This is a genomic window from Microlunatus elymi (assembly GCF_007362775.1).
GTDB classification, from domain to species: Bacteria; Actinomycetota; Actinomycetes; order Propionibacteriales; family Propionibacteriaceae; genus Microlunatus; species Microlunatus elymi.
Map to the genome: position 1 here is coordinate 2,829,822 of NZ_CP041692.1, position 24,505 is coordinate 2,854,326.

22 protein-coding genes and 4 tRNA genes are annotated in these 24,505 nt (G+C 67.0%); 21 read left to right on the forward strand and 5 right to left on the reverse strand.

The window, feature by feature from the left end:
* The 10 genes from FOE78_RS12740 to FOE78_RS12785 all read left to right on the forward strand — a co-directional run bounded on the left by FOE78_RS12740 (position 1) and on the right by FOE78_RS12785 (position 10,914).
* Positions 1–855 carry a DeoR/GlpR family DNA-binding transcription regulator gene (locus FOE78_RS12740; protein ID WP_228266209.1) on the forward strand — a complete coding sequence of 285 codons (855 nt, stop codon included), beginning with the start codon at positions 1–3 and terminating at the stop codon, positions 853–855.
* Positions 856–1,174: 319 nt separating this feature from the next.
* Complete coding sequence (locus FOE78_RS12745) at positions 1,175–1,792, forward strand: SatD family protein (RefSeq protein ID WP_143986625.1); 618 nt, start codon at positions 1,175–1,177, stop codon at positions 1,790–1,792.
* Positions 1,789–2,538 (forward strand): hypothetical protein, encoded by a 750-nt coding sequence (locus FOE78_RS12750; protein WP_143986626.1) that lies wholly within the window; start codon positions 1,789–1,791, stop codon positions 2,536–2,538. Before FOE78_RS12745 ends, FOE78_RS12750 begins: the two co-directional genes overlap by 4 nt.
* A gap of 280 nt (positions 2,539–2,818) precedes the next feature.
* The gene (locus FOE78_RS12755; protein ID WP_143986627.1) at positions 2,819–4,177 is read left to right on the forward strand and encodes an extracellular solute-binding protein; all 1,359 of its coding nucleotides are present in this window, start codon (positions 2,819–2,821) and stop codon (positions 4,175–4,177) included.
* 64 nt (positions 4,178–4,241) lie between these two features.
* Positions 4,242–5,201: a carbohydrate ABC transporter permease gene (locus tag FOE78_RS12760; protein ID WP_228265815.1), complete on the forward strand. Its 960-nt coding sequence runs from the start codon at positions 4,242–4,244 to the stop codon at positions 5,199–5,201.
* Positions 5,194–6,138 carry a carbohydrate ABC transporter permease gene (locus tag FOE78_RS12765; RefSeq protein WP_143986628.1) on the forward strand — a complete coding sequence of 315 codons (945 nt, stop codon included), beginning with the start codon at positions 5,194–5,196 and terminating at the stop codon, positions 6,136–6,138. The genes FOE78_RS12760 and FOE78_RS12765 overlap by 8 nt, the downstream gene beginning before the upstream one ends.
* A 201-nt stretch (positions 6,139–6,339) precedes the next feature.
* Positions 6,340–7,656: an ABC transporter substrate-binding protein gene (locus FOE78_RS12770; protein WP_210414565.1), complete on the forward strand. Its 1,317-nt coding sequence runs from the start codon at positions 6,340–6,342 to the stop codon at positions 7,654–7,656.
* Positions 7,657–7,660: 4 nt separating this feature from the next.
* Positions 7,661–8,635 carry a carbohydrate ABC transporter permease gene (locus FOE78_RS12775; protein WP_228265816.1) on the forward strand — a complete coding sequence of 325 codons (975 nt, stop codon included), beginning with the start codon at positions 7,661–7,663 and terminating at the stop codon, positions 8,633–8,635.
* Positions 8,632–9,576, forward strand: coding sequence for a carbohydrate ABC transporter permease (locus FOE78_RS12780; protein ID WP_143986629.1), 945 nt, complete (start codon positions 8,632–8,634; stop codon positions 9,574–9,576). Before FOE78_RS12775 ends, FOE78_RS12780 begins: the two co-directional genes overlap by 4 nt.
* A 54-nt stretch (positions 9,577–9,630) precedes the next feature.
* Positions 9,631–10,914: an ROK family protein gene (locus tag FOE78_RS12785; RefSeq protein WP_143986630.1), complete on the forward strand. Its 1,284-nt coding sequence runs from the start codon at positions 9,631–9,633 to the stop codon at positions 10,912–10,914.
* Positions 10,915–10,936: 22 nt separating this feature from the next.
* Here FOE78_RS12785 and FOE78_RS12790 read toward each other — a convergent pair.
* The 3 genes from FOE78_RS12790 to FOE78_RS12800 form a co-directional block, all read right to left on the reverse strand.
* Positions 10,937–11,012, reverse strand: a tRNA-Val gene (locus FOE78_RS12790).
* Between the two features lies 1 nt (position 11,013).
* Positions 11,014–11,084 (reverse strand) — tRNA-Cys (locus FOE78_RS12795).
* A gap of 49 nt (positions 11,085–11,133) precedes the next feature.
* Positions 11,134–11,206: transfer RNA gene (locus FOE78_RS12800), tRNA-Gly, on the reverse strand.
* A gap of 236 nt (positions 11,207–11,442) precedes the next feature.
* Here FOE78_RS12800 and FOE78_RS12805 point away from each other — a divergent pair.
* From FOE78_RS12805 to FOE78_RS12815, 3 genes are all read left to right on the forward strand, one after another.
* Positions 11,443–11,515 (forward strand) — tRNA-Val (locus FOE78_RS12805).
* Between the two features lie 72 nt (positions 11,516–11,587).
* Positions 11,588–11,965 carry a YidH family protein gene (locus FOE78_RS12810; RefSeq protein WP_143986631.1) on the forward strand — a complete coding sequence of 126 codons (378 nt, stop codon included), beginning with the start codon at positions 11,588–11,590 and terminating at the stop codon, positions 11,963–11,965.
* Entirely contained in the window at positions 11,962–12,315 is a 354-nt protein-coding gene (locus FOE78_RS12815) for a YidH family protein (protein WP_143986632.1), read from the forward strand. Before FOE78_RS12810 ends, FOE78_RS12815 begins: the two co-directional genes overlap by 4 nt.
* Before the next feature lie 152 nt (positions 12,316–12,467).
* Here the strand turns inward: FOE78_RS12815 and FOE78_RS12820 are convergent, their stop codons facing one another.
* Entirely contained in the window at positions 12,468–12,929 is a 462-nt protein-coding gene (locus tag FOE78_RS12820; protein ID WP_143986633.1) for a pyridoxamine 5'-phosphate oxidase family protein, read from the reverse strand.
* 300 nt (positions 12,930–13,229) lie between these two features.
* On the opposite strand from FOE78_RS12820, the gene FOE78_RS12825 reads away from it, so the two are divergent.
* The 4 genes from FOE78_RS12825 (at position 13,230) to thrS (ending at position 19,773) form a co-directional block, all read left to right on the forward strand.
* Positions 13,230–16,058 carry a UxaA family hydrolase gene (locus FOE78_RS12825; RefSeq protein WP_228265817.1) on the forward strand — a complete coding sequence of 943 codons (2,829 nt, stop codon included), beginning with the start codon at positions 13,230–13,232 and terminating at the stop codon, positions 16,056–16,058.
* A gap of 135 nt (positions 16,059–16,193) precedes the next feature.
* Entirely contained in the window at positions 16,194–16,664 is a 471-nt protein-coding gene (locus FOE78_RS12830) for a VOC family protein (protein ID WP_143986635.1), read from the forward strand.
* Between the two features lie 54 nt (positions 16,665–16,718).
* Complete coding sequence (locus tag FOE78_RS12835; RefSeq protein ID WP_210414566.1) at positions 16,719–17,687, forward strand: DMT family transporter; 969 nt, start codon at positions 16,719–16,721, stop codon at positions 17,685–17,687.
* A gap of 79 nt (positions 17,688–17,766) precedes the next feature.
* Complete coding sequence (thrS, locus tag FOE78_RS12840; RefSeq protein WP_143986636.1) at positions 17,767–19,773, forward strand: threonine--tRNA ligase; 2,007 nt, start codon at positions 17,767–17,769, stop codon at positions 19,771–19,773.
* Between the two features lie 349 nt (positions 19,774–20,122).
* Here the strand turns inward: thrS and FOE78_RS12845 are convergent, their stop codons facing one another.
* Positions 20,123–20,674 (reverse strand): Uma2 family endonuclease, encoded by a 552-nt coding sequence (locus FOE78_RS12845; RefSeq protein ID WP_143986637.1) that lies wholly within the window; start codon positions 20,672–20,674, stop codon positions 20,123–20,125.
* Positions 20,675–20,853: 179 nt separating this feature from the next.
* Here FOE78_RS12845 and FOE78_RS12850 point away from each other — a divergent pair, with 179 nt between their 5' ends.
* From FOE78_RS12850 to FOE78_RS12865, 4 genes are read left to right on the forward strand one after another with little or no spacing between them, the layout of a single operon-like run.
* A complete protein-coding gene (locus tag FOE78_RS12850; protein WP_143986638.1) occupies positions 20,854–21,438 on the forward strand; it encodes an HIT family protein in 585 nt (194 codons plus the stop codon).
* Positions 21,438–22,091, forward strand: coding sequence for a phosphatidylinositol phosphate synthase (gene pgsA / locus FOE78_RS12855; RefSeq protein WP_143986639.1), 654 nt, complete (start codon positions 21,438–21,440; stop codon positions 22,089–22,091). Before FOE78_RS12850 ends, pgsA begins: the two co-directional genes overlap by 1 nt.
* Positions 22,075–23,025 carry a phosphatidylinositol mannoside acyltransferase gene (locus FOE78_RS12860; protein WP_143986640.1) on the forward strand — a complete coding sequence of 317 codons (951 nt, stop codon included), beginning with the start codon at positions 22,075–22,077 and terminating at the stop codon, positions 23,023–23,025. The genes pgsA and FOE78_RS12860 overlap by 17 nt, the downstream gene beginning before the upstream one ends.
* Positions 23,022–24,290 (forward strand): glycosyltransferase family 4 protein, encoded by a 1,269-nt coding sequence (locus FOE78_RS12865; protein ID WP_143986641.1) that lies wholly within the window; start codon positions 23,022–23,024, stop codon positions 24,288–24,290. The genes FOE78_RS12860 and FOE78_RS12865 overlap by 4 nt, the downstream gene beginning before the upstream one ends.
* The last annotated feature ends 215 nt before the right edge of the window (positions 24,291–24,505 follow it).

The following is a 24,505-nucleotide window of genomic DNA, read 5'->3' on the forward strand; positions in this document are numbered from 1 at the left end:
ATGATGTGTGCCGACTCGGACGCCGGGCGGGCAGAGCCCCGGCACGTCGTCACCCCGTCCGAGCCGGCGAGTCGGCAGGACCGTCGCGCGGCTCGGCAGAACGCGATCGCCGATGCGGTGATCGCCAACGGGTCGGTCCGAATCGAGGAGCTGGCCGAACAGTTCAAGATCAGCTTGATGACGGCCCATCGTGATCTTGACGAGCTGCAGGCCCGCGGGCTGTTGCGGAAGTCGCGTGGGGTGGCGACGGCGCAGGCCACCAGCCTGGTCGAATCCAGCGTGTTCTACCGGGGGGCCCAGCACCTGGACATCAAACGGGCGCTGGCTGCGGCGGCGATGGCCTACGTCGACAGCGGTCAGTCGGTGTTGCTGGACGACTCCACGACCGTGCAGCAGGTCATCGGGTTGCTGCCCGAGGTGGCGCCGCTGACCGTGATCACCAATTCCCTGATCGCGATCAACCAGGTGACCGGGATCGACGAGATCTCGGTGATCGGTCTCGGCGGCGAGTACCACCCGGGATTCGGCTCCTTCATGGGCCGGATGACGAACGAGGCGATCGGCCGGCTGCGCAGCGACGTGGTACTGATGTCCGCGGCGGCGATCATCGACCGCACCGTCTACTTCCAGGCGTCCGAGACCGTCGACACCAAGCGGGCGATGCTCGACGCCTCGGCGGTCCGCGTCCTGCTGGCCGACCACACCAAATTCAGCGCCCGAGCCCTGCACGCCCTGGCCGACCTGGACGAATTCGACCACGTGATCACCGACGACCGCACCCCGGCCGACACCATCGACCGGCTCCGCGAGTCCGGCATCGACCTGATCGTCGTCCCGACGCCCGCACAATCCTGACGGCTGTCTCCGACCCAGGGTCCTGAGCCACAGCCGCGCGCAAGATCGACCCCCGCCCCCGAAACCGCCGGCACCAGCACAGCCGCGCGCAAGATCGACCCCTGCACCCGAAATTTCGCGCGCGGCGGTCGGTTTGGGGTGCGGCAGTGTCCGGCAGCCGACAGCCGCGCGCGAACCCGACTCCCGCACCCGAAGCCGCTCGAGACCTGCGGGCACCGTACTGAAGCTTTCACCTTCATCCTTGCGGATGTGAAGCTTATGGCTTCACACTGGGGGAGTGAAGGAATCAGCTTCAGACCCTGCTGAATACCGGGCGGCGGTGATCGGGGATCTGGTCGGATCGCGTACGGCCTCCGACCGGCGTGGCGTCCATCGGCAACTGACCCGGGTGCTCGACGCGGTGGCAACCGAACTGCCGCCGCTGGATCCGGCCGTCGTCGTGGCCGGCGACGAACTCCAGTTGAGCTATCCGCGGCTCGGCGACGCGCTGCAGGCGGCCTTCCTGATCCGGCTCCGGCTGGCGCCCGAGATCGACGTCCGGTTCGGCATCGGCTGGGGCACGGTCGAGGTGCTCGATTCACGGTCCGGGGCGCAGGACGGACCGGCCTGGTGGCAGGCCCGATCGGCGATCGAGACGGTGGAAGCTCGGGCCCAGCACCCCGGGACCCGGAACGCCCGGTTCTGCTATCGGGCCGGCCCGGACGGGGAGGGGCCCGACGAGCCGGCGGTCGAAGCAGCGCTGATCTGTCGGGACCAGCTGATGGGATCGCTGAGTACGCGATCGATGCGGATCCTGGGAGGTTTGGTGGCCGGACGCAGCAAGACCGAAATTGCCCGTACGGAGCAGATCTCGACCTCCGCGGTGTCCCAGCGGGTGCAGCGCGACGGGCTGGACGTGATCGTGGCGGCGAGCGCGATGTTGCGGGAGGTCGGATGAGCATCCTTGCCGTGTTGCTGATCGCGATCGGCGTCTCGGATCTGTTCCGGCGTCCGCCGTTCCCGCCCTGGTTGCCGCTGCCGGCCGGACCGGCCATGGTGCTGCTGGTGGGTTTGCTGGCCGGGCTCGGCACGCCGGCGGAGGTCGGGCTGCTGGTGCTGGTCGCGCTGATCTGCCTGGCCTGGACCGTGTTGGTCGGCCGATCCCGTACCTTCGGCTCGGGCCGCCGGTGGCCGTTGATCGTGATGCTCGGCGGCGCCGGACTGGTGATCGGCTTGTCGGGCCTGGCGGGTCCGGCAGGCGGCTGGCTGGCCGACTGGTTGCGGGCCTTGCCCTGGTCCGGCTTGGCCGGACTCGAGCCGGATCGCTTCCTGTTGCTGGTCGGCCTGTTCCTGATCCAGCTCAGCACCGGCAACGAGCTGGTCCGGCTGGTGCTCGGCGGCGTCGGCGCGATCAAGCCCGCCGGCCAACCGCAGGCCGCGGATCAGTTGCGCGGCGGCCGGTTGCTGGGTCCGTTGGAACGGATCTTCATCCTCGGCCTCGGGCTGACCGGCCAGGTGACGGCCGCCGGACTGGTGATCGCCGCCAAGGGGCTGATCCGCTTTCCCGAGCTCAGCGCACGCCGGTCGGACGCGACCAGGATCAACGGCATCGGAATCGACGAAGTCACCGAGTATTTCCTGCTCGGCAGCTTCGTGAGCTGGTTGATCAGCCTGGCCGCGCTGGGCATCGCCTACCTCGGCTGACGCCCGATCCTCTCGCACCGCTCGGGACCCTGGTGCGACCCGTGATGCCGCAGAGGCAGCTGTGATCTCCGCCCGGATCGGCCCGAATTCACGCGATTGAGGTTCAATTGGACCTGAGCCGGAACATCACAAGATGCTTACAACGATGAACAAAATCGTGGCGGCATCGCTAGAGTCGCTCCCAGCGAACACCCTCGGGTCGTGTGCTGGACGCTTGCGCCGGTGCCCGGAAGGTGTCGCTGAGGTCTATCGGAAGCAGGGCGGCAAAGGGGCGCGCACCATGGTTTCTGAGGCAGGTACGAGCACACGGCTGAGTCGCCGGGGCCTGTTCCGCGGCGGATTGGGCATCGCCGCCGGCATCGGGCTGGCCGGTGGTCTGTCGGGCTGCGGCAGCGCGCTGTCGGCCGGACTCGCCGGGACGCAGCTGGCGCCGGGCACGATCATGTACTGGAACCTGTTCGGCGGCGGCGACGGCGTCCGAATGGTCGACATGGAGAACGCCTACCAAGCGTCGAAGGGGTCGGCGCCGTTGCAGGCGGCGACGTTCGCCTGGGGCAATCCGTACTACACCAAGGTGACGCTGGCGACCGAGGGCGGTGCCCCGCCGGACGTGGCGATCTCGCACCTGACCCGGGAGAAGAATCTCGCCGAGGCGGGGCTGCTGGAGCCGATCACCGACGACATGCTGGCCTCGGTCGGACTGTCCGCAAGTGACTTCAACCAGAAGGCCTGGGAGAACCAGAAGGTCGGCCGGAACACGTACGCGCTGCCGCTGGACACCCACCCGTTCGTGCTCTACTACAACATCGACGTCTGCAAGAAGGCCGGCCTGATCGGCTCGAACGGCCGACTGGTCCCGATCCACGGCACCGCCGAGTGGGAGTCGGCGCTGACGGCGGCGAAGAAGGCCACCGGCGCGTTCGGCTGCACCGTCTCCACCGTCGGCGACACGGCGACCAGCTGGCGCTGGTTCCAGACCCTCTACAGCCAGCGCGACGGCAACACCCCGTGGCTGGCCGACGGCGGCACCAAGCTCACGTACAACAAGGAACTCACCCTCGACACGCTGGCCTACATCCAGAAGCTGACCAAGACCGGGCTGATGCCGGCGACGACCGACTACGCCGGCGCACAGACGCTGATGTTCACCGGCAAGTCCGCCTTCTATCTCGAAGGTGAGTGGGAGATCACCACCGCCGAGGCGGTCAAGGGGCTGAAGTTCAGCATGGAGCCGATCCCGACGCTGTTCGACAAGCCCGCCTGCCAGGCCGACTCGCACACCTTCGTACTGCCGCGGAAGAACCGCAGCCCCGAGCAACTGAAGACGACGCTGGAGTTCGTCAGGTTCCTGCTCGGGCAGAGCATGACCTGGGCCGAGGGCGGTCACATCCCGGCCTATCTGCCGATCAAGGACAGTCAGGCCTACCGGAATCTGAAACCCCAGTCGTTCTACGCCCCGGCCGCCGACTTCGCGGTGTACGACGCGCCGGCCTGGTACTCCGGCTCGGGCTCGAACTTCGAGAACGTCGTCGGCGCCCAGATCGGCCTGGTTCAGCAGGGGCTGGCGACGCCGAAGGCCGCACTGGCGAGCATCCATCAGCAGTTGTCCGTGTACGCAGACACCCCGAGCCCGCTGTGATCACCGCCGGCATCGTCCGTGCGACCGATCGAATCCCGGATCGAGCTCGTCCGAAGGAGTTGTTGTGAGCGCTCAACTTGAAGCGAGCGTCCTGGGTCTCACGCCGAGGACGGACGTCGGCCGAGGCAGCAGACGTACCCGCGGGATGACCCGGGCGGCCTGGCTGTTCATCGCACCGTTCGGGATCTTCTACATCCTGTTCATGATCTGGCCGGTGATCTACATGATCATCACCAGCTTCTTCAACACCTCGCTGGTGCGTAAGGGGTTCGGCAGCTTCGCCGGCGTCGCCAACTACCACGAAATGCTGACCCGCCCCGACTTCTGGTCGGCGCTGTGGCACACCATCCAGTTCACCATCTACACCACGCCGCCGTTGGTGATCTTGGCGTTCGTCTTCGCCGTGCTGGCGAACCGGGTCCAGCACGGTCAGTGGTTCTTCCGGCTGGCCTTCTTCGTCCCGTTCATCCTGCCGTCGGCCGCGATCGCGCTGATCTGGACCTTCATCTTCACCCCGAGCACCGGGCTGTGGAACTCCTTCCAGGCCCTGCTCGGCGACCAGAATCCGCTGCCGGTGTTGGGAACCCCGAGCATCGCGATGGTGGGCATCGCGATCACCACCCTGTGGTGGACGATCGGGTTCAACTTCGTCTTGTACCTGGCCGGGCTGCAGGACATCCCGCGAGAGTTGTACGAGGCCGCGGCCGTCGACGGAGCGACTCAGTGGCAGCAGATCCGCGCGATCACCATCCCGCTGTTGAGCCGGACCACCACCTTGGTGCTGCTGCTGCAGATCATCGCCAGCATGAAGATCTTCGATCAGGTCTATCTGATGACCGGCGGCGGGCCGGGCATCTCCACCCAGGTACTGCTCGGACTGATCACCGGCACTGCCTTCACCGACAACCGGATCGGCGCCGCGTCGGCCGCCTCGGTGCTGTTGTTCATCGTGATCGTGATCATCACCGTGGCCCGGCAGGTCATCACGATGGTCCAGGAACGAAGGGCGGCTCGCAATGACTGAGCAAACAGCGAGTGGGCAGACCACCGCCGGCCAATCCGCCGACGCCCGGCGCAAATTCTCCAACGGCGTCTCCGCAGCGGCGCCTCCGCAGGCGATCACGGTCGGCAAGCACGGCTCCGGCCGGACGTTCGTGGTGGTCTCCTGGGTGATCTTGATCGTCTTCGCGGTGCTCTGGTTGATTCCGAGCCTGTGGGCGATCAAGACCTCACTGACCTCCAACAGCACGTCGGCGATCGGGGCCGGGCCGATCCTGAAGGACTGGCACCTGACCCTCGGCTCGTACAAGACGTTGCTCAGCAGTGGAGACATCTGGAACTGGTATCTGGCCAGCTTCGTCACCTCGATCCTGACCGTGATCTTCGCGATCGGCTTCTCCTCGATGGCCGCGTACGCGCTGTCCCGGATGAATTTCCGCGGTCGCCGCTGGGTCTTCCTGCTGTTCATCGGCGGCATCCTGGTGCCGTCCCAGGTGCTGATCGTGCCGGTCTTCCAGGAGTTGAATGTGGTCGGCCTGCTGAACACGTACTGGGCAGTCATCCTGCCGCAGATCCCAACGGTGATTGCGTTGTTCGTGTTCAAGCAGTTCTTCGACAACATCCCGCGGGACTACGAGGAGTCGGCCCGGCTGGACGGCGCGGGCTACTGGCGGATCTTCCGCTCGATCGTGCTGCCGCTGTCCCGGCCGGTGATCGCGGCGATGGCCATCGTCACCTTCGTCGGCACCTGGAACAACCTGATCCTGCCGCTGTTCGTGCTGTCCAATCCGAAGCTGATGACGATCCCGGTCGGTCTGGCCACGGTGCAGGGCTCGTTCGGCCAACGGCTGTCCGACATCCAGGCGTCCTCGATCCTGGGCGCGTTGCCGTTGGTGATCTTGTTCCTGATCTTCCAGCGGCAGATCGTGGAGGGCTTCGCCGGCTCCGGCCTGAAGGGCTGACTCGGCCCGAGCCGCACGCGACAGTGTGCTGCCCCGGATTTCCCTGTGTACGCAGGGATCCGGGGCGGTTCGCTGCCGCCCGGTGATCGCCTCAGCGCGGCGGCAAGATTCCTCCAACACACCCCAAAAGATGCTGCGTCAGCTTCGATCGGCATTTATTCTGAGTCGCGACAATAGGCACACAACGAAGGGGTTGTGATCATGAGCATGCCCGTACGCCTGGATCGGCGCCGTTTTCTCGGTGCGATCGGTGTCGGAGCCGCGGCAGTGGCCGGCTCTTCGGCCCTGTCCGCCTGCGGCGGCGGAAGTTCGGGACTTTCCGGGGACTCCGGCGGCAGCGGCGGCGGAGGCGACAAGCCGAACTTGAGTGTCTGGTATCACCAGTACGGCGAGGCAGGCACCCAGCAGGCGGTGGAGCGCTACGCCAAGGAGTATCCGGACGCCACCGTCAAGGTGCAGTGGACGCCCGGCGACTACACCTCCAAGGTGAACAGCGGCCTGCTGTCCAGCAGCGGCCCGGATTCCTTCGAGGGAACGCCGAATCTGCAGATGGTCAAGGCCAAGCAGATCGTCCCGCTGGACGACATCCTGGACGAGATCAAGAGCGACTACACCGATGCCGACATCAAGTCGGTCAGCGTCGACGGCAAGATGTACGGCGCCCGGATCGTCGACGACTGCACGTTGATCTACTATCGCAAATCCATGCTGGACAAGGCAGGCGTCAAACCGCCCACCACGATGGACGAGTTGGTCGCCGCGGCCAAGGAGCTGACCACCAAGGACGTCAAGGGTCTGTTCATCGGCAACGACGCGGGCGTCACGCCGGCCTACGGCGGCGGTTCGATGCTGGGACCGGTGTTGTGGAGCGTCGGCAAGAACTATCTCACCGATGACAACAAGGTCGACTTCACCGGAACCGATGTGGAGAACGCGTTCGGCAAGTTGCGTCAGCTGGTGGTGGACAAGTCGATCTTGCTCGGCGCACCCACCGACTACTGGGATTCCGGCTCCTTCACCCAGGGTCTGTGCGCGATGCAGTACACCGGCCTGTGGGCGATGCCCATTGTGCAGAAGGCGATCGGCGACGACTTCGGCGTGGTGGCGTTCCCGCCGTACAGCACCTCGGTCGGCAAACCGTCCACCGCACAGGGCGGCTGGTCGGCGATGGTCAGCGCGAAGTCGAAGAACGTCGACGCGGCGAAGAAGTACGTGAAATGGCTGTGGGTGAACAACACCAAGGACCAGGAGGACTTCAACCTGTCCTACGGTTTCCACGTCCCGCCGCGGAAGAGCCTGGCGGCCAAGGCCACCAAGCTGCAGTCGGGTCCGGCGGCCGAGGCGGTCAAGATCTACAACCAGTACGCGATCTCCGGCGGCACCACCTGGACCACCGAGATGAACACCTCGTTCGGGGACGCGGCCACCGCGATCGTCCGTAAGGGCAAGGAAGCCGGACCGGAGCTGGCCAAGGCCGAGACGACGATCAACGGCATCCTCGACAAGCTGCTGGGGTGACCTGGTGGCGGCCGTGAACGCAGTCGAGCCAAGCGGCAGCCGGGGCAGAGTCGGCGGCTCGGCGGGGACGATCGGCCCCGCCGGGCGGAAGGGCCGGGGACTTCGCGGCGTCACCGGCGCCTTCTGGCTCTTCGTCGGCCCGTTCCTGCTCGGACTGTTGATCTTCGTCTACATCCCGATCATCTGGTCGGTGGTGTTGAGCTTCAGCCAGGCGCAGAACACCGTCACCCCGAGCACCTGGGTCGGGCTGGCGAACTACATCGACCTGCTCAAACCCGGCCCGTTCCTGGACAGCTTGATCGACTTCTGCATCTTCGCGATCTTCATCGTCCCGCTCACTTTCGTGCTGTCGTTGCTGTTGGCGGTGCTGCTGAACCGGATCCGGATCGCGCGGGCGTTCTTCCGATCGGTGTTCTTCATCCCGACGGCCTGCTCGTACGTGGTGGCGTCGATGATCTGGAAGCTGTCGATCTTCAACGGGGTGCGGTTCGGGCTGGCCAACACGGTGTTGAGCTGGTTCGGCATCGACAACGTCGCCTGGCTGGCCACCCCGAGCCCTCCGCTGTACTGGGTGGCGATCGTCACCGCCCGGTTGTGGCTGCAGGTCGGCTTCTACATGATCTTGTTCATTGCCGGCCTGCAACGGATCTCGCCGCAGTTGTACGAGGCCGCAGAGGTCGACGGTGCCAAGCCCGGATGGCAGGTCTTCCGCTACATCACCTTCCCGCAACTGCGGGCGACCTCGGTCGCGGTGTTACTGCTGCTCTTCATCGCCGCCTTCCAGGCGTTCGACGAGTTCTTCAACCTGATGGGCAACTCGTCGCTGGCGCGACCGCCGCTGGTCTACCTCTACTACACGGCGTTGGGCAATCAGGACTTCGGTCGGGGCAGCGCGGGCGCGGTCATCCTGGCGTTGTTGATCATGATCGTCTCGCTGGCCCAGGGCAAGCTGTTCGGCTTCGGAAAGGCGGCGGAATGAGCATCGAGTCGACCTCGCCAGGCACATCGGCCCCCGGGACCTCGACCGTGCAGCCGCCGCGAGGCACGGTGGTCGCCGACGGCAAACCGGCCCGTCGGCACCGGCCGCTGACCGGTGCGCAGATCGCCGGCCAGTTCGTCCGCTATTTGATCTTGATCATCGCCGCGGTGCTGTTCCTGGTGCCGTTCTACTTGATCTTGCGCAACGGACTGGCCAGTGACCCGGAGATCACCTCGCCCCGGTGGACGCTGTTTCCGGAGCAGTTGCACTGGGAGAACTTCGGCGAGTTGTTCAGCGACAAGGCGGTCAACATCCTCGGCGGGCTGCGGGTCTCGGCGATCGTCGCGGTGTTGCAGACGATCGGCCAGTTGCTGTTCAGTTCGATGGCCGGCTACGGCCTGGCCCGGATCCCGTACAAGCATGCGAACAAGATCTTCTACGCAACCCTGGTGACGTTGATGATCCCGGCCGCGGTGACGTTCATCCCGACCTTCCTGATCGTGTCCCAGCTGCGCTGGGTGAACACGTTGCAGGGCATCATCGTGCCGACCTTGTTCAGCGGCTTCACCACCTTCCTGTTCCGGCAGTACTTCCTGAATTTCCCCAAGGAACTGGAGGAAGCGGCCCGGGTGGACGGTCTGGGCTGGTTCGGTGCGTTCATCCGGGTGGTGGTGCCGAACTCGCTGGCATTCTTCTCCGCGATCGCGGTGATCACCTTCATCAACAGCTGGAACGCCTTCCTGTGGCCGTTGGTGATCGGCCAGGACTCCTCGATGTGGACGGTTCAGGTGGCGCTGTCCACTCTGATGACGGCGCAGACCATCAACCTGCACGAACTGTTCCTGGCCGCCGCGGTCGCGATCGCCCCGCTGGTACTGGTCTTCCTGTTCCTGCAGCGATATCTGGTCCAAGGCGTAGCGGAGACCGGGCTGAAGGGTTGATCGACTCCGTCCTGCTTGGTGGTAGGTATCCAGGTATCCGAGACGGAGCTGAAAATGATCATGAAGATTCGCCGGGACGGCAAGGTCCCGGCGACCACCCGCGACATCCGGCAGGCCAGCAGGCTTTCGGTGCTGCGCGGGATCTACGCCACCGGCACGCCGACCCGCGGCGAGCTGACCCAACTGACCGGGCTGAGTTTCGCCACCGTGTCGACGGTGATCACCGAGCTGCTGATGATCGGACTGGTCACCGAGGCGGGACGGGAGGACTCCGGTATCGGCCGGCCCCGGGCTCGGCTGAAGATCGCCGAGGACTTCGGTCGGCTGATCGGCGTCGACGTCGCGGAGACCTACGTCGCGGTCGACGTGTTCGACTCGGCGCTGCGGCGACGGCACCGCCAGCAGCGACCGATCCGGGAGCTGTCCGATCCCGGCTACGTGATCGGCCAGGTCGTCGAGGCGGTCCGGGAGGCCACCGACGGGCAGCTTGATCACGATCTGCTGGGGGCCGGATTGAGCTTCCCCGGCCGGGTCCGGGTAGCCGCCGGAGTGTCGGTGTTCGCGCCCAACTGGGGCTGGGACAACGTGCCGGTACGCGACCTGCTCGCCGAACGGCTGCCGGTGGAGCTGCTGATCGACAACCCGCTCAAGGCGACGACGGTGGCCGAACTGTGGTTCGGTCAGGGACGGTCGATCGGCGACCTGGTCACGGTCGTGCTGGGAACCGGCGTCGGCGCCGGGATCGCGATCGGCGGACAGTTGGTCCGCGGCGTCAGCAACGATGCAGGGGAGTGGGGACACAGCACCCTGGTGTTGGACGGCGAACGGTGTCGGTGCGGCCGCCGCGGTTGTGTCGAGGCCTACATCGGGGTGCCGGGACTGATGCGCGCCTTCGGCCGGCAGTTCGGCAACCGGCACCGTTACCTGGCGACGGCTCGGCAGAGTGACTTCGTGCTGGAGCTGGCCCGCGGTCTCGGTGCCGGCGAACCGGAGGCGGAGTGGACGATCGACTGGTTCAGCCACTGCCTCGGCAACGCCCTGGCCGGGTTGGTCAACGTGCTGAACCCGTCGGCCGTGGTGCTCAGCTCCTGGGCTGCCCAGCAGTTGGCACCGTGGCTGCTGGATCGGACCCGTACGGTGTTGCGGGGCGAGCTGGCGTCGGCATCGCTGCAGACCGAGTTGCTGCTCAGCGAGGTCGACGATCCAGTCCCGCTGGGGATGGCGACCCTGGCACTTCAGGACAAGATCACGAAGCTGGTGCAGTCGCGGCGAGCTGCCGAAAGACCTATGGCGCCGACCCTGGACCGACAAGATCAGCAACCCGAGCCGCGCAGTTGACGCTGCGCGCGCCGTCCGATGATGGTGGGCGATACTGGAATCGAACCAGTGACCCCTTCCGTGTCAGGGAAGTGCGCTAACCGCTGCGCCAATCGCCCGAGGTGGAGACGGGATTTGAACCCGTGTACACGGATTTGCAGTCCGTTGCCTCGCCTCTCGGCCACTCCACCACAAGGGAGTCGAACCCTCCCCGAACGGTAGTGGGCCAGACCCGCTCCGAGCGGACGACGGGATTCGAACCCGCGACCCTCACCTTGGCAAGGTGATGCTCTACCAACTGAGCCACGTCCGCATGCTGTCCTGGGAACCTTACCGCGTTCCCGGGGCGCGAGCAGAAACAATAGCGGAGCCTGGCCAGGAGTCAAAACCGGGCCGGTTTCGACCTGTCGACCATGATCAACATCGGCTCCCGGCGGACCCGATTCGGCTGCCGAGGCCGGTCGATTCCACGAGCCGGAACGCCGGTTTCACGACGCCTGCGGCGGTGCGCTACAGTTGCCTACCGCGCCGGGTTTGAACGGCGTACGAGGGCGATTGGCGCAGCGGTTAGCGCACTTCGTTCACACCGAAGGGGTCACTGGTTCGATTCCAGTATCGCCCACCCTCATGATCATCGACGGGGCGCAGGGGACCATCCCGCGGCTCGCCAGGCCTGGCACGGAGAGGGCGACGGTTGTCCGACAGCGATGACTCCGGCCGCCGATTCCCGGCCCGGCTCTATCGCCAAGGACGTGAACCCGATCCGCGATTCACGCTGGCCAACGAACGCACCTTCCTGGCCTGGATCCGTACCGCGTTGGCTCTGCTGGCCGGCGGCGTGGCGCTGGAGTCGCTCGGTCTGGGCATCAATCCCGGCTTCCGGCTCGCGGCCTCGCTGGTGCTGGTGGTCAGCGGGCTGCTGACGCCGCTGCAGGCCTGGTTCGGCTGGCAGCGGGTGGAGCGGGCCATGCGGCTCGGCCGGCCGTTGCCCTCACCGGCGCTGGCGTTTCCGGTCGGTGTCGCGGTTGCCGTGGTCGGCGTACTGGTGCTGCTCGGAGTGATCTTCGCGTGAGCGGCGGGCCGGTGCTGGACGACGGTCTCGGGCCGGAACGTACGGCGCTGGCCTGGCGACGTACCGGTCTGTCCTTCGCGGCCGCGTCGCTGGTGGCGGTCCGGATCCTGCCCGAGCTGCTCGGCACCTGGTCCGTGATCCCGGCCGGCTTGGGTGTCCTCGCTTCGATCTTGATCATCGTGCTGGCCCATCGTCGCCACCACGCCGTCCACCGGGCCCTGATCGGTGAACAGGAGCGCTCGCCGCTGCCCAGCGGCACCCTGCCGCTGCTCACCGCCGTGATCACCCTCGCCGGCGGCGGCGTCGCCCTGCTGATCGTGCTGCACCTGGTGATCACCCGCGGTCGCTGACCGCCGACACATCGCAACCACCGGGGCCGGGAAAACGAACGCCCCGGGCCGCGTGCTGCGGACAGCGGACTCGGGAACTTGCGTGACGAGGGGGTGAGGTTCGGCGTCGATTTCCTGCGCTTTCGTCACGCAACTTCCTCACAGCGCTTCGCTCAGGTGTTGCGGATGCGGTGGACGCGCCGGCCCGTGATGTCGGTGGGCTGGAGCCTCAGGAAGCGGTCTCGTCGGCCGCCGGCCCAGGGCAGCACTCGGCCAGGATTGTCGATCCGATCCAGCTCAATCGCGTCGACCTCGAGCAGCGGACCGTGCATGAGCACGCTCCAGCCGATGCCGCTGGCGTCGTGGTAGTCGACGTGGAAGGCGACCGGCTGCCCGGCCTGAGCGGCGATCACCCCGTCGGGCAGCGTACGGATCAGGATCCCGTCGGCGACGAGATAGTTGACCGGGATGATCTGGACCGCGTCGTCGGCGACGAACCCGACCCGGCCGATCGTGGCCGCATCGACGAACTGCCAGCACTCGTCGGGTGTGAGGACGCTGATCTCCCCGGTCTCGGCACGATTATCCCCGGTCTCGGCTCGATCGCCCGCGGGTCCTGCTGCATGCTCGTCCATGGCCCCATCGTCGAATGCGCGCGGTGTCCTCGCAACCACCTGATCGCTCCCGAGGGGGACGAGCTCCACCGATCAACCTCCTGATCAACCGCTCCGGCTGACGAAGCAACCGGTTCCGGCCGGGGCAGTCTCAGCCGTCTGCTCGGGTAACACGCCGTCGGTCCCGGGCAGTAGGCTCTGCTCGCCGGCCGGCGGGTCCGGTCCGAGGTTGGATTGCCCGCCGCTCGGATCAGCAAGCTGGGATTGACAGCTTGGAACGACAGGGAGACGTACGCAGCAATGTCGCATCAGGATCAGGTGTTGGGCCATCAACCCGTCGCAACAGGTGGTGCGGGGACTGAGCAGCAGCCCGGCAACCAGGCGGAACGGCTGTCCTTCGCCGAGGTCGCGGTCGTGCCCGAGCCAGGCGACAACTGCGCGATGGCGTCCCGCACGCTGGCCGCCGGCACGGTGCTGGACGGCCCGGGTGTGGACAACAACGAGCAATCGATTGTCCTGTCGCATCGGGTGATGGAGGGCCACCGGTTCGTGATCACGCCGATCGCCGCCGGGGATCCGTTGCTCAGCTGGAACACCCCGTTCGCGACCGCTCTGCGTGATCTTGATCCGGGGACCTACGTCTGCACCGAGCCGGTGTTGGAGGCACTGGCCGGTCGAGACATCGAGGGGCTGCCGGCCGAGCCGTCGGCGGTGAACGTGCCGCTGGATCCCTATCAGCTGGACGAATCCGCGTTGGTGCTCGGCGAGCAGGTGCCGTTGTACGACGATCCGGACACCTTCGACGGGTTCGCCCGTGACAACGGCACCGTCGGCACCCGCAACCACCTGGTGATCGTCGGCGTCACCTCGCGCAGCGGCGCCTTCGCCACCGAGCTGGCCCGCCGGTTGGCCGAGCGCCATCCGGCCGGCGACAACTTCGACGGCATGGTCGCGGTCGCCCACACCGAGGCCGGCGAGGACACCCGGCCCAACAACGCCGACTTCGTACTGGCGGTGTTGGCCGGCACCCTGGTGCACCCCAACGTCGGCGCGGTGCTGCTGGTCGACGATCCGGGCGCGGTGATCACCAGCAAGGACGTCAACCAGTTCATGGCTGCCCGCAACTACCCGGCTGTCACGATCCCGTGCGCCGCCTTCACCCGCCGCGGCGGATTCGAAGATGATCTTGCTCGGGCCGCCGAGATCGTCGACCCGTGGCTGCCGCAGGTGCTGCAGGCACGGCGTACCCCGCAACCGCTGAGCGCGCTCAAGATCGGCTTGCAGTGCGGCGGTTCCGACGCGTTCTCCGGCGTCAGCGCGAACCCGCTGGCCGGCGCGGTCGGCCGCGAAGTGATTAAGCACGGCGGCATCGCCTGCCTGGCCGAGACCGACGAGTTGATCGCCGCCGAGGGCTACGTGCTGAAGAACGTCCGCACCGTCGACGTGGCCCGCCGCTTCCTGGAAACCGTGCAGAGCTTCAAGGAACGGGTCAGCTGGCACGGCCACACCGCCGAGGGCAACCCGTCCGGCGGCAACGTCTACCGGGGTCTCTACAACATCTCGCTGAAGTCGTTGGGTGCCGCCCGCAAGCTCGATCGGGCCGTCCGGCTGGACGAGGTGATCAACTACGGCGATCTGTATCCGCGGCCGGGTTACATCTTCATGGACAGCCCCGGAAATGATCTTGAATCGGTGGCCGGTCAGGTGGCGAGCGGTTCCAACATCATCTTCTTCACCACCGGCAACGGGTCGATCACCAACTTCCCGTTCGTGCCGACGATGAAGTTCGTCACAACCACCGAGCGCTACAAGCTGCTCAGTCACGAGATGGACGTCAACGCCGGCCGCTACCTGGACGGCGAGGATTTCGACGCGCTGACCGCCGAGACCTATCGCCAGACCGTACGAGTTGCCTCCGGCGAGCGGACCGCGGGGGAGAAGGCCGGCCACAGCCAGGTGTCGATCTGGCGGAACTGGAAGCAGACCGGCCCGCGCAAGGGCATCGCCATCTCCATCGACGGTCGGATCGGCCGCCGGCTGGACGAGCTGCCCGCCGACGAACGGGACGCCGAGTTGGACGGCCGGCCGGTCAAGATCACCGATGCCGCGGCGCTGCCGGCGGCACCGATCAGCGGCGTCGATCTGTATTCGGCCGAGGCGAGTCGGTACGCAACGGAGCAGGTCGCGTTGGTGTTGCCGACGTCGCTGTGCTCGGGCCAGATCGCCGCCCGGATGGCCGACCGGTTGGCGGCCGAGGACTGGACCGCCGGTCGTACCACCCGGTCGGTCGCCCTCCCGCACACCGAGGGCTGCGGGGTTTCCGGCGGCGCCAACATCGCCACCTTCGCCCGGACCATGGTCGGCTATCTCGCCCACCCGAACGTACGACTGGCGCTGCTGCTGGAGCACGGCTGCGAGAAGACCCACAACGACTTCTTCAAGCACGAGTTGGCAGCGGCCGGGCTGAGTCTGGAGCGGTTCGGCTGGGCCAGCATCCAACTGGACGGCGGGATCGAGGCCAGCACGGTACGGGTCCGGGACTGGTTCACCTCCACCGCTGCCGGGCTCGAACTGCCGGTCCGGGCGAGCCGTCCGCTGGGCGACCTGTCGATCGCGCTCGACGCTCGCGGCCCGCTGACCGATCTGACCGCGACGGCGCTGGCCCGGATCGGCGGCTGGATCACCTCCGCCGGCGGCACCGTGGTGCTGCCGTCGACCAGCAAACTGCTGCAGAGTGCGGCGTTCACCTCCGCCGCGTTCGGACATGCTCGGGTCGAGCCGACGCTCGCCCACGGCCAGCGGCCGACCGAGCCGGGCTGGCACATCATGCGGATGCCCGGCACCGACTGGCTGGAGACGGCCACCGGGCTCGGTGCGACCGGTGCCGAACTCGCTCTGGTGCACGTTGCCGGCGGCACGCTGCCGGGGCACCGGTTCCTGCCGGTGCTGCAGGTCAGTGCCGATTCCGACACCGTCGCCGACTACGGCGCGGACCTCGACGGCACCCTGGCAGCCGGCCCGGATCAGGCGGCCGAGGACGGTCTGCGAGTGCTCACCGACGCGGCTTCCGGACGGCTGCGGGCCCGCGCCGACCTGGAAGGCAACGTCGGCTTCCAGCTCACCCGCGGGCTGCTCGGCGCCTCGATGTAGCGACAGCGCGTCCGGACCGGGGCTTGCTTGCCGACGCGGTTCTTCGGCAATCTCGGCTGGGGTGTCGATCCGGGTCGGGATCGTTCGACGCTTGGGTGAGCGCCCCGACGGACGGGGCCGGTCAAGGGGGTAGCCATGCCGAACATCACCACCAACCTGTGGTTCGACACCCAGGCAGAGGAAGCCGCGCAGTACTACTGTCGGATCTTCCCGAATTCCAAGATCAACAACATCAGTCACTATCCCGACGGGACACCGCGGGCCGGCAGCGTCCTGACCGTCGACTTCGAGCTGGACGGCACCCGCTTCACCGCGCTGAACGGCGGACCGGAGTTCCGCTTCACCGAGGCTGTCTCGTTCCTGATCGACTGCCAGGACCAGGCCGAGGTCGATCACTACTGGGATGCGCTGACCGCCGACGGCGGCGAGGAAAGTCAGTGCGGCTGGCTGAAAGATCGTTTCGGCGTCTCTTGGCAGGTCGTTCCGCGGCAACTGCCCGAACTGCTGTCGAATCCGGATCAGGCGTTGGTCGGCCGGGTCACCCAGGCGATGTTTCAAATGGCCAAGATCGACGTCGCGGAGCTCGAGCGAGCCGCGGCGCAGTGATCATCAAGTGATCATGAAGTTGGTCCCGGGCCTTCTTTCCGCCAGATTTGACCCGTGCAGGAACAACCCGCCCAGGAAGACGCCGAGCAGGAGCGACCAGGGGCGAGGACGGCGATCAGTCCGCCCTGGTGGCGGACGGCGTCGGGCGCGCTCGCGATGTGTTTCGTCGGCAGCAGCACGGCCGTGTCCCAGTTGCTGGTGGACGCGCCGCTGTTCACGGCGCAGGCCGTCCGGTACGGCATCGCTGCGGCTCTGCTGGCGTTGGTGATGCGTTTGCGCGGACAGCAGATCGTCCGGCCGGCGGGCCGGGAATGGCTGTGGCTGCTGGGCTTGGCGGTGTCAGGCCTGGTCGTCTTCAACGTCGCACTGGTCCGCGGCGCCCGGCATGCCGAGCCGGCCGTGATCGCGGTTGCGGTGGCTGCGGTGCCGATCCTGCTCGGCGTGCTCGGCCCACTGCTGGAACGCCGGCGTCCGGGAGCCCGCTTGCTGCTGGCGGCCGCCGTGGTCACCGCGGGCGCGGTGCTGGTGGTCGGTGTCGGGCGTACCGATCTGATCGGCATCGGCTGGGCCCTGGTCGCTCTGATCTGCGAGGCGGGCTTCACGCTGCTGGCCGTGCCGGTGCTGCCCAGGCTCGGCCCGGCCGGCGTCTCCCTGCACAGCATCTGGATCGCGACCGTGCTGCTCGCCGCGATCGGCGTCGGCGCCGAAGGGCCGGCCGCGGTCGCCGCGCTGACGCGCAGCGAGTGGATCGCGATCGGCTACCTGGCGGTGTTCGTCACGGTGATCGCCTTCCTGCTCTGGTACGGCTGTGTGCAGGCGATCGGCGCCGACCGCGCCGGACTGCTGACCGGTGTCGCTCCCGTCGCCGCGGCCCTGATCGGAGCCGTTGTACTGGGTGAGATGCCGGCACTGGGTGTCTGGCTCGGGATCGCCGTGGTGATCGCCGGGCTGGCGATCGGGCTCGGCCCGTCCGCGCGTCGCCGTACGGGTGCGGACGCGGTCACGCTGAGCCGGACAGCGTAGGCTTGCGCCTCGGATTTACCGGCAAACATCGACATCTGCCGGCGCCAGGTCTGCGCCGGCCGGAGAGGGAGGACCGATCGTGGCCTCGACCAAGATCACCGTCGTTGCGGACAATGCGACAACCGAGCAGGTGATCGACGAGACGACGACGGGCCTGGACCTCTTCGGCACCGACCGCAGCATCGTTGCGATCAAGATCAACGGCGAGCTCCGTGATCTTGATCGGCCGGTGCTGGACGGTGTCGACGGTGCCGAGATCACGGTCGAGCCGGTGTCGATCGAGAGCACCGACGGGTTGAACGTGTTGCGGCACTCGACTGCGCACGTCGCCGCCCAGGCCGTACAAGCCCTGTACGCAGAGGCGAAACTCGGCATCGGGCCGCCGATCACCGACGGCTTCTACTACGACTTCCAGGTGGCCGAGCCGTTCACCCCCGAGGATCTGAAGGCCATCGACAAGCAGATGTCGATGATCATCAAGGAACGGCAGCGGTTCGTCCGCCGCGAGATCAGCGACGACGAGGGCCGCCACGAGCTCGCGGCCGAGCCGTTCAAGATCGAGTTGATCGGCAAGAAGGGCGCCGCCGATGATGCCGACGGCGCGGATGATCAAGGAATGGGCGTCGAGGTCGGCGCCGGCCAGCTGACCATCTACGACAACGTACGCCGGGACGGATCCGTTGCCTGGAAGGATCTTTGCCGCGGTCCGCACCTCCCGCACACCGGCTACATCCCCGCGTACGCGATCACTCGCAGCTCGGCGGCGTACTGGCTCGGCGATCAGAACAACCAGCAGTTGCAGCGGGTCTACGGCACCGCCTGGCCGAGCAAGTCGGAGCTGAAGGACTACCAGCATCGGATGGAGGAGGCCGCCAAGCGCGACCACCGCAAGCTCGGCGTCGAGCTCGATCTGTTCAGCTTCCCCGACGAGCTCGGCTCCGGCCTGGCGGTGTTTCACCCCAAGGGCGGTGTGCTGAAGCGGGAGATGGAGGACTACGTCCGCCGTCGGCACCTGGAGGAGGGGTTCTCCTACGTCGGAACCCCACATCTGACCAAGTCAGGACTGTTCGAGACCTCGGGACACTATCCGTACTACGCGGACACGATGTTCCCGCCGATGGAGTTCGAGGGCAGCCACTACCTGGTCAAGCCGATGAACTGCCCGATGCACAACCTGATCTACAAGTCGCGGGGGCGGTCCTACCGCGAGCTGCCGCTGAGGTTCTTCGAGTTCGGCTCGGTCTACCGGTACGAGAAGTCCGGTGTGGTGCACGGGCTGACCCGGGTTCGCGGGATGACGCAGGACGACTCGCACTCCTACGTCACGCCGGAGCAGGCGCCGGGGGAGATCAAGCATCTGCTCGGCTTCATCCTCGGGCTGCTGCGTGACTTCGGGCTGAACGACTACTACCTGGAGCTGTCCACCCGGGATCCGCAGTCGGACAAGTTCATCGGCAGCGACGAGCAGTGGGCGACCGCGACCGAGATCCTGGAGCAGGTCGGCCGCGACTCCGGGCTGGACCTGGTGCCCGATCCGGGCGGGGCCGCCTTCTACGGGCCGAAGATCTCCGTGCAGACCCGGGACGCGATCGGCCGGACCTGGCAGATGTCGACGATTCAGTACGACTTCAACCAGCCGGCACGGTTCGGTCTGGAATACCAGGCGGCCGACGGGTCCCGGCAGCAGCCGGTGATGATCCACTCGGCCAAGTTCGGCTCGATCGAACGCTTCATCGGGGTGCTCACCGAGCACTACGCCGGCGCGTTCCCGGTCTGGCTGGCGCCGGTGCAGGCGGTCGGTATCCCGGTCGCGGCCGAGTTTGACGGCTATCTGGTCGACGTCGCTGCCAGGATGCGCAAGGCCGACATCCGGGTCGAGGTCGACACCAGCGACGACCGGATGCAGAAGAAGATTCGTAACTGGACCAAGCAGAAGGTGCCCTACCAGCTGATCGCCGGCGGTCAGGACGCCGAGGCCGGTGCCGTCTCCTTCCGCTACCGCGACGGCAGCCAGAAGAACGGAGTCCCGGTGGACGAGGCGATCGCCGAGATCACCGCCGCCATCGCCGACAAGCGTCAGGTCTGAGGCACCAGCTCCGATCACGACGAATCGCGGTTGGCGTCGACCTCTCCGGCAGCGAACCCCGGCACGTTTCCGGCCGCAGTCGGAATCGACCCCCGAGCTCCGGGCATGGCGTCGAGTGCCGCCGCTCGCGAACAGAATCACCCGCGCATTGAGTGTTTCGAGCCAATTTGGACCGGTTCGGCACGAACAGCGGGTGATTGTGTTCGCGACGGTGACGCACAACTGCTGCCCACGGGCGCCGATCCCCGCAACAACGCCCAACCACCGGGCCCCCAACGGCATTGACGGACTCCGAATCCCGCGGAAATGGCCGAGACTGCGCCGGATTCGAGCCCCTTCCTCACGGTTGTCAGTCCAGGAGTGCGTTCGGGGTGATGGTCACTTCGTACGGATCGGCCGCGGTGAAGGATTGCTCGCCGCTGACCTCGGCGATCTGCCGATAGTTATCCTTGTTCAGCGCCCACGCGGTCAACGACGGCCGGTCCGGATCGACGATCCAGTAGGACCTGACTCCGGCGCGGCGGTAGCGGTCATGCTTGATGTTCAGCTCGAAGAGCCGGTTGCTCGGAGACAGGATCTCGACGGCGAGCAGCGGTGCGACCGGCAGAATCTTCGAGGTGAAGTCCGACCTGCGGGCGACAATCAGGTCCGGCACGACCACGGTGTCGTCGGCCAGGACGACGTCGGTGGGCGCCGCCAACACCCTGAGGTCGACCGGGCAGTTGGCCGCCAGCAACAGGTGCAGCTGCGCACTGACGATCTGGTGGCGTACCGCCGGCGACGGGCTCACGACGAGTACTCCATCGATGAGCTCATAGCGATTCCCGTCGTTCTCCGGGAACTGTTCCAGGTCGGCGACGGTCCACGCTCGTCCCTGCGGGAAGGTGGTCACGGCTCCCATCGTGCCTCATTTCTTCCGGCTCGGTCATCGTCACGTTCTGGAGTCGCTGTGCCCGGAAGCACCGATGGTCGTCCACAGGCAGCGGCGATTGCGGACAAGTGTCGTTGGTGGATGCGCGGCCCGATGACCGGGCCCGGAGTCAACCTTCGCCGACCTCATCCGGCATGCTTGGTCCCGACATGAATGACGAGATCACCGATCGGCCGGACGAGTTCGCCGGTGTGCCCGACCCGTTCGAACGGTTGTGGACGCCGCACCGGATGGTCTACATCGAGGGCGAGAACAAGCCGCCGGACGGCACCGCCGACACCTGCCCGTTCTGTCGTACGCCGGCCGGTGAGGACGAGACCGGACTGATCGTCCACCGCGACGAACTGGCCTACGTCGTGCTCAACCTCTACCCGTACTCGCCAGGTCATCTGCTGATCTGCCCCTATCGGCACGTTGCCGACTACACCGATCTCACTGACGCCGAACGGGACGCGATCGGCCGGTTGACCGCCGACGCGATGACCGTGATCCGCGCCACCAGCGCCCCGCACGGCTTCAACCTCGGCCTCAACCAGGGCGCTGTCGCCGGTGCCGGGATCGCCGCCCACCTGCATCAGCACGTGGTGCCGCGGTGGGCGGGAGACGCGAACTTCCTGCCGGTGATCGGCCACACCAAGGCGATCCCGCAACTCCTCGGCGACAGTTGGAAGCTGCTGTACGAGGTCTGGCAGAAACATGATCAGCAGCCGCACGGTACGGAGGGGAACGGCTGATGCTGGAACGGTTCCGCAACGCCTGGACCAAGGTGATCGCACCGATCGCAGCGTTCTTCGTCCGGCACAACATCTCGCCGGACGTGATCACCATCGTCGGCACGCTCGGCGTGGTCGCCGGTGCGGTGATCTGCTACCCGCAGGGCTGGCTGTGGCAGGGCACGGTGATCATCTTCCTGTTCGTCTTCGCCGACATGGTGGACGGCCAGATGGCCCGCAGCACCGGCCGGTCGAGCAAGTGGGGAGCGTTCCTGGACTCCAGCCTGGACCGGCTCGGCGACGGCGCGGTCTTCGGCGGGATCACGCTCTACTTCGTGCACGGTGCCGCGGTGCACGGCCGCGACGTCGCCTTCGACCTGCCCACCATCTGGGCCTCGATCACCCTGTGTGCGTTGGTGATGGGCCAGCTCACCTCGTACGTCAAGGCTCGGGCGGAGAGCCTCGGCTTCCGCTGCGGCGGTGGGTTGGCCGCCCGCGCCGACCGGTTGTTGATCATCCTGATGGGCGCCTGGCTGGCCGGTCTCGGTGTGCCGTACGTGTTGGAGTTCGCGGTCACCGCGTTGGCCGTGATGAGCACCGTGACGGTGTTCCAGCGGATCTTCCAGGTCCGCAATCAGGCCCGGGAGCAGGACCCGCATGGCGCCGGAGCATGACCGGACGACCGCACTGACGCCGGCTGCCGTCGGCCTGAGACTGCTGTACGGGTTGGGCTGGCGGATCGGACCGCAACTGCCGAAGCCGGTGCGGCAGTTGATCATGGAACAGGGCGCCCGGGTCGCGGTTCGTCGCGGCGGTGAGAACCTTGATCATTATCGGGACAACCTGCGCGCCGTACTCGGCCGGGAACCCGATGATCAACTTCTCCGGGCCGGCGTCGCCTCGTACCTGCGCAACTGGATCGAGGTGTTCTCGCTGCCGGGCTGGTCGACGGCCAGGATCGTCGGCACCGTGTCCACCACCGGCGAGGCCGAGTTGCGCCGGGCGTTGCGGGAGGAGGGCGCGGTGGTCGCGTTGCCGCACAGCGGCAACTGGGACCTGGCCGGTGCCTGGGCGTGCGTCACCGGCATGCCGGTGACCACCGTGGTGGAACAGCTCGAGGCTCCCGAGTACGCCGCCTTCAAGCGATTCCGCGAGCAGCTCGGGATGGAGATCATCTCCAACCATGATCCGGCCGCGTTGCCGCGGCTGATGACCGCCGTCCGGCAGCACCGGGTCGCCTGCCTGGTGGCCGATCGTGATCTGCTCGGCAGCGGCCTACCGGTCGACTGGGCAGGCCATCGGGTGACCATGCCCGCGGGTCCGGCAGTGGTGGCGCGCCGCACCGGCGCCTCGCTGTTTCCGATGGTGTGTCGATTCACTCCTGACGGGCTGCGGCTGGACATCGGCCGGCCGATCGAGCACCGACCCGGCCGCGACGGACTGATCGCGATGATCCAGGACGAGGCCGACTACTTCGCCGAACGGATCGCCCGTACGCCGCAGGACTGGCATCTGATGCAGCCGTTCTTCACCGCCGGGACCGGGGCGTCGGGTAAAGATCGTGGGGTTCCGGGAGAAGATGATCATGGTGTCGAGGGGAGACCATGACCGAGCTGTTGCGGCCGGACCAACGCGCAGATCCGACCCGGGACGGGGCGCTGGGCGTCGGGCTGGTCTGCCCGTATTCGCTGAGCACGCCAGGCGGTGTGCAGAGTCACGTGCTCGGGCTGGCCGGCTACCTGACGTCGATCGGCGACCGAGTGCAGATCCTCGCCCCCGGAGAACTCGATCCGCTCCGCGCACGGCAGTACGGTCTGGAACGCGACCAGTTCACCTCGGTCGGCCCGGCGCTGCCGGTCCCGTACAACGGATCGGTGGCCCGGATCACCTTCGGCCCGATCACAGCCGCCAGGGTCCGGCGCTGGCTGGACACGCATCGGCTGGATCTGCTGCACATCCACGAACCGCTGGCGCCGAGCGTTTCCATGATCAGCTTGATGTCGGCCGCTGTTCCGGTGGTCGCGACCTTTCACACGGCCACCCCGCGGTCGCTGCTGATGCGGCTGGCCGGCAGCTGCCTGCGTTCGGCGGTGGACAAGATCGAGGCCGGCATCGCGGTGTCGGATTCGGCCCGCCGGGTGGTCGTCGATCATCTCGGGCGTCACCCGCAGGTGATCCCGAACGGCATCCGGTCGGCTGATTTCCGGCGCCCCGACCATGATCAACAGGGACCGAACGTTGATCATCATGACGCTGTTGATCTCAGCGATGTTGATCATGGCGGCGTTGATCATGACGGTATCGATCATGGTGGGGTGGCGGCGCTGCGTCGGAGCGGCGACCAGCCACGGCTGGTCTTCCTCGGTCGGTTGGACGAGCCGCGCAAAGGGCTCGAGGTCCTGCTCCAGGCGCTGCCGATGATCAAGCAACGGCATCCCGAACTCGAGGTGGTGATCGCGGGCCAGGGTCGGCTGTCACGGATCGTACGCCGGTTGCCGCCCGGTTGCGTGGCCCTCGGCGAGGTGGACGACGCTGCCCGGTCGGCCCTGCTCCGCAGCGCCGACCTCTTCATCGCACCGCACCTGAACCGGGAGAGCTTCGGCATCGTACTGATCGAGGCGATCAGCGCCGGGGCCAGCGTGATCGCCTCCGACCTGCCGGCGTTCACCGACCTGCTCACCGACGGTCACGATGAACTCGGCTTCATGTTCCCCGCCGGAGATGCGGCGGCCCTTGCTGCCACCGTCGATCGCGCCCTGGCCGCCGATCGGCGCCGGATGAATCGTCGAGCCCAATCCTTCGTCGACCGCTACGACTGGTCCCGGGTCGGACCGGCCATCCGCCAGGTCTACGCCCAGTTGCTGCCCAGCTGACCCGGTACGCACGCGACTGGTCGCCTCGCACCCTGGTCGCCTCGCACCCTGGTCGTCCGCGTTCCGATCCCCGGACCACGCTTCACCCGCGTACCCGCGCACCGACGGCGCTCCCGCGCAAGTTCGTACTTCCGCGGCAGCGCCGTAGGTGCGCGGGAATTCTGATCCGACCGCGATCCCCGGTGAACGCAGCCAGTCATCCGCCCCACAACCGC

Bases quoted from the DNA above. Each gene is read 5' to 3' on its own strand.
- FOE78_RS12740 (WP_228266209.1), top strand. From the start codon at position 1: ATGATGTGTGCCGACTCGGACGCCGGGCGGGCAGAGCCCCGGCACGTC.
- FOE78_RS12750 (WP_143986626.1), top strand. From the start codon at position 1,789: ATGAGCATCCTTGCCGTGTTGCTGATCGCGATCGGCGTCTCGGATCTG.
- FOE78_RS12755 (WP_143986627.1), top strand. From the start codon at position 2,819: ATGGTTTCTGAGGCAGGTACGAGCACACGGCTGAGTCGCCGGGGCCTG.
- FOE78_RS12765 (WP_143986628.1), top strand. From the start codon at position 5,194: ATGACTGAGCAAACAGCGAGTGGGCAGACCACCGCCGGCCAATCCGCC.
- FOE78_RS12770 (WP_210414565.1), top strand. From the start codon at position 6,340: ATGAGCATGCCCGTACGCCTGGATCGGCGCCGTTTTCTCGGTGCGATC.
- FOE78_RS12780 (WP_143986629.1), top strand. From the start codon at position 8,632: ATGAGCATCGAGTCGACCTCGCCAGGCACATCGGCCCCCGGGACCTCG.
- FOE78_RS12785 (WP_143986630.1), top strand. From the start codon at position 9,631: ATGATCATGAAGATTCGCCGGGACGGCAAGGTCCCGGCGACCACCCGC.
- FOE78_RS12820 (WP_143986633.1), bottom strand. From the start codon at position 12,929: ATGGACGAGCATGCAGCAGGACCCGCGGGCGATCGAGCCGAGACCGGG.
- FOE78_RS12830 (WP_143986635.1), top strand. From the start codon at position 16,194: ATGCCGAACATCACCACCAACCTGTGGTTCGACACCCAGGCAGAGGAA.
- FOE78_RS12845 (WP_143986637.1), bottom strand. From the start codon at position 20,674: ATGGGAGCCGTGACCACCTTCCCGCAGGGACGAGCGTGGACCGTCGCC.
- FOE78_RS12850 (WP_143986638.1), top strand. From the start codon at position 20,854: ATGAATGACGAGATCACCGATCGGCCGGACGAGTTCGCCGGTGTGCCC.
- pgsA (WP_143986639.1), top strand. From the start codon at position 21,438: ATGCTGGAACGGTTCCGCAACGCCTGGACCAAGGTGATCGCACCGATC.
- FOE78_RS12860 (WP_143986640.1), top strand. From the start codon at position 22,075: ATGGCGCCGGAGCATGACCGGACGACCGCACTGACGCCGGCTGCCGTC.
- FOE78_RS12865 (WP_143986641.1), top strand. From the start codon at position 23,022: ATGACCGAGCTGTTGCGGCCGGACCAACGCGCAGATCCGACCCGGGAC.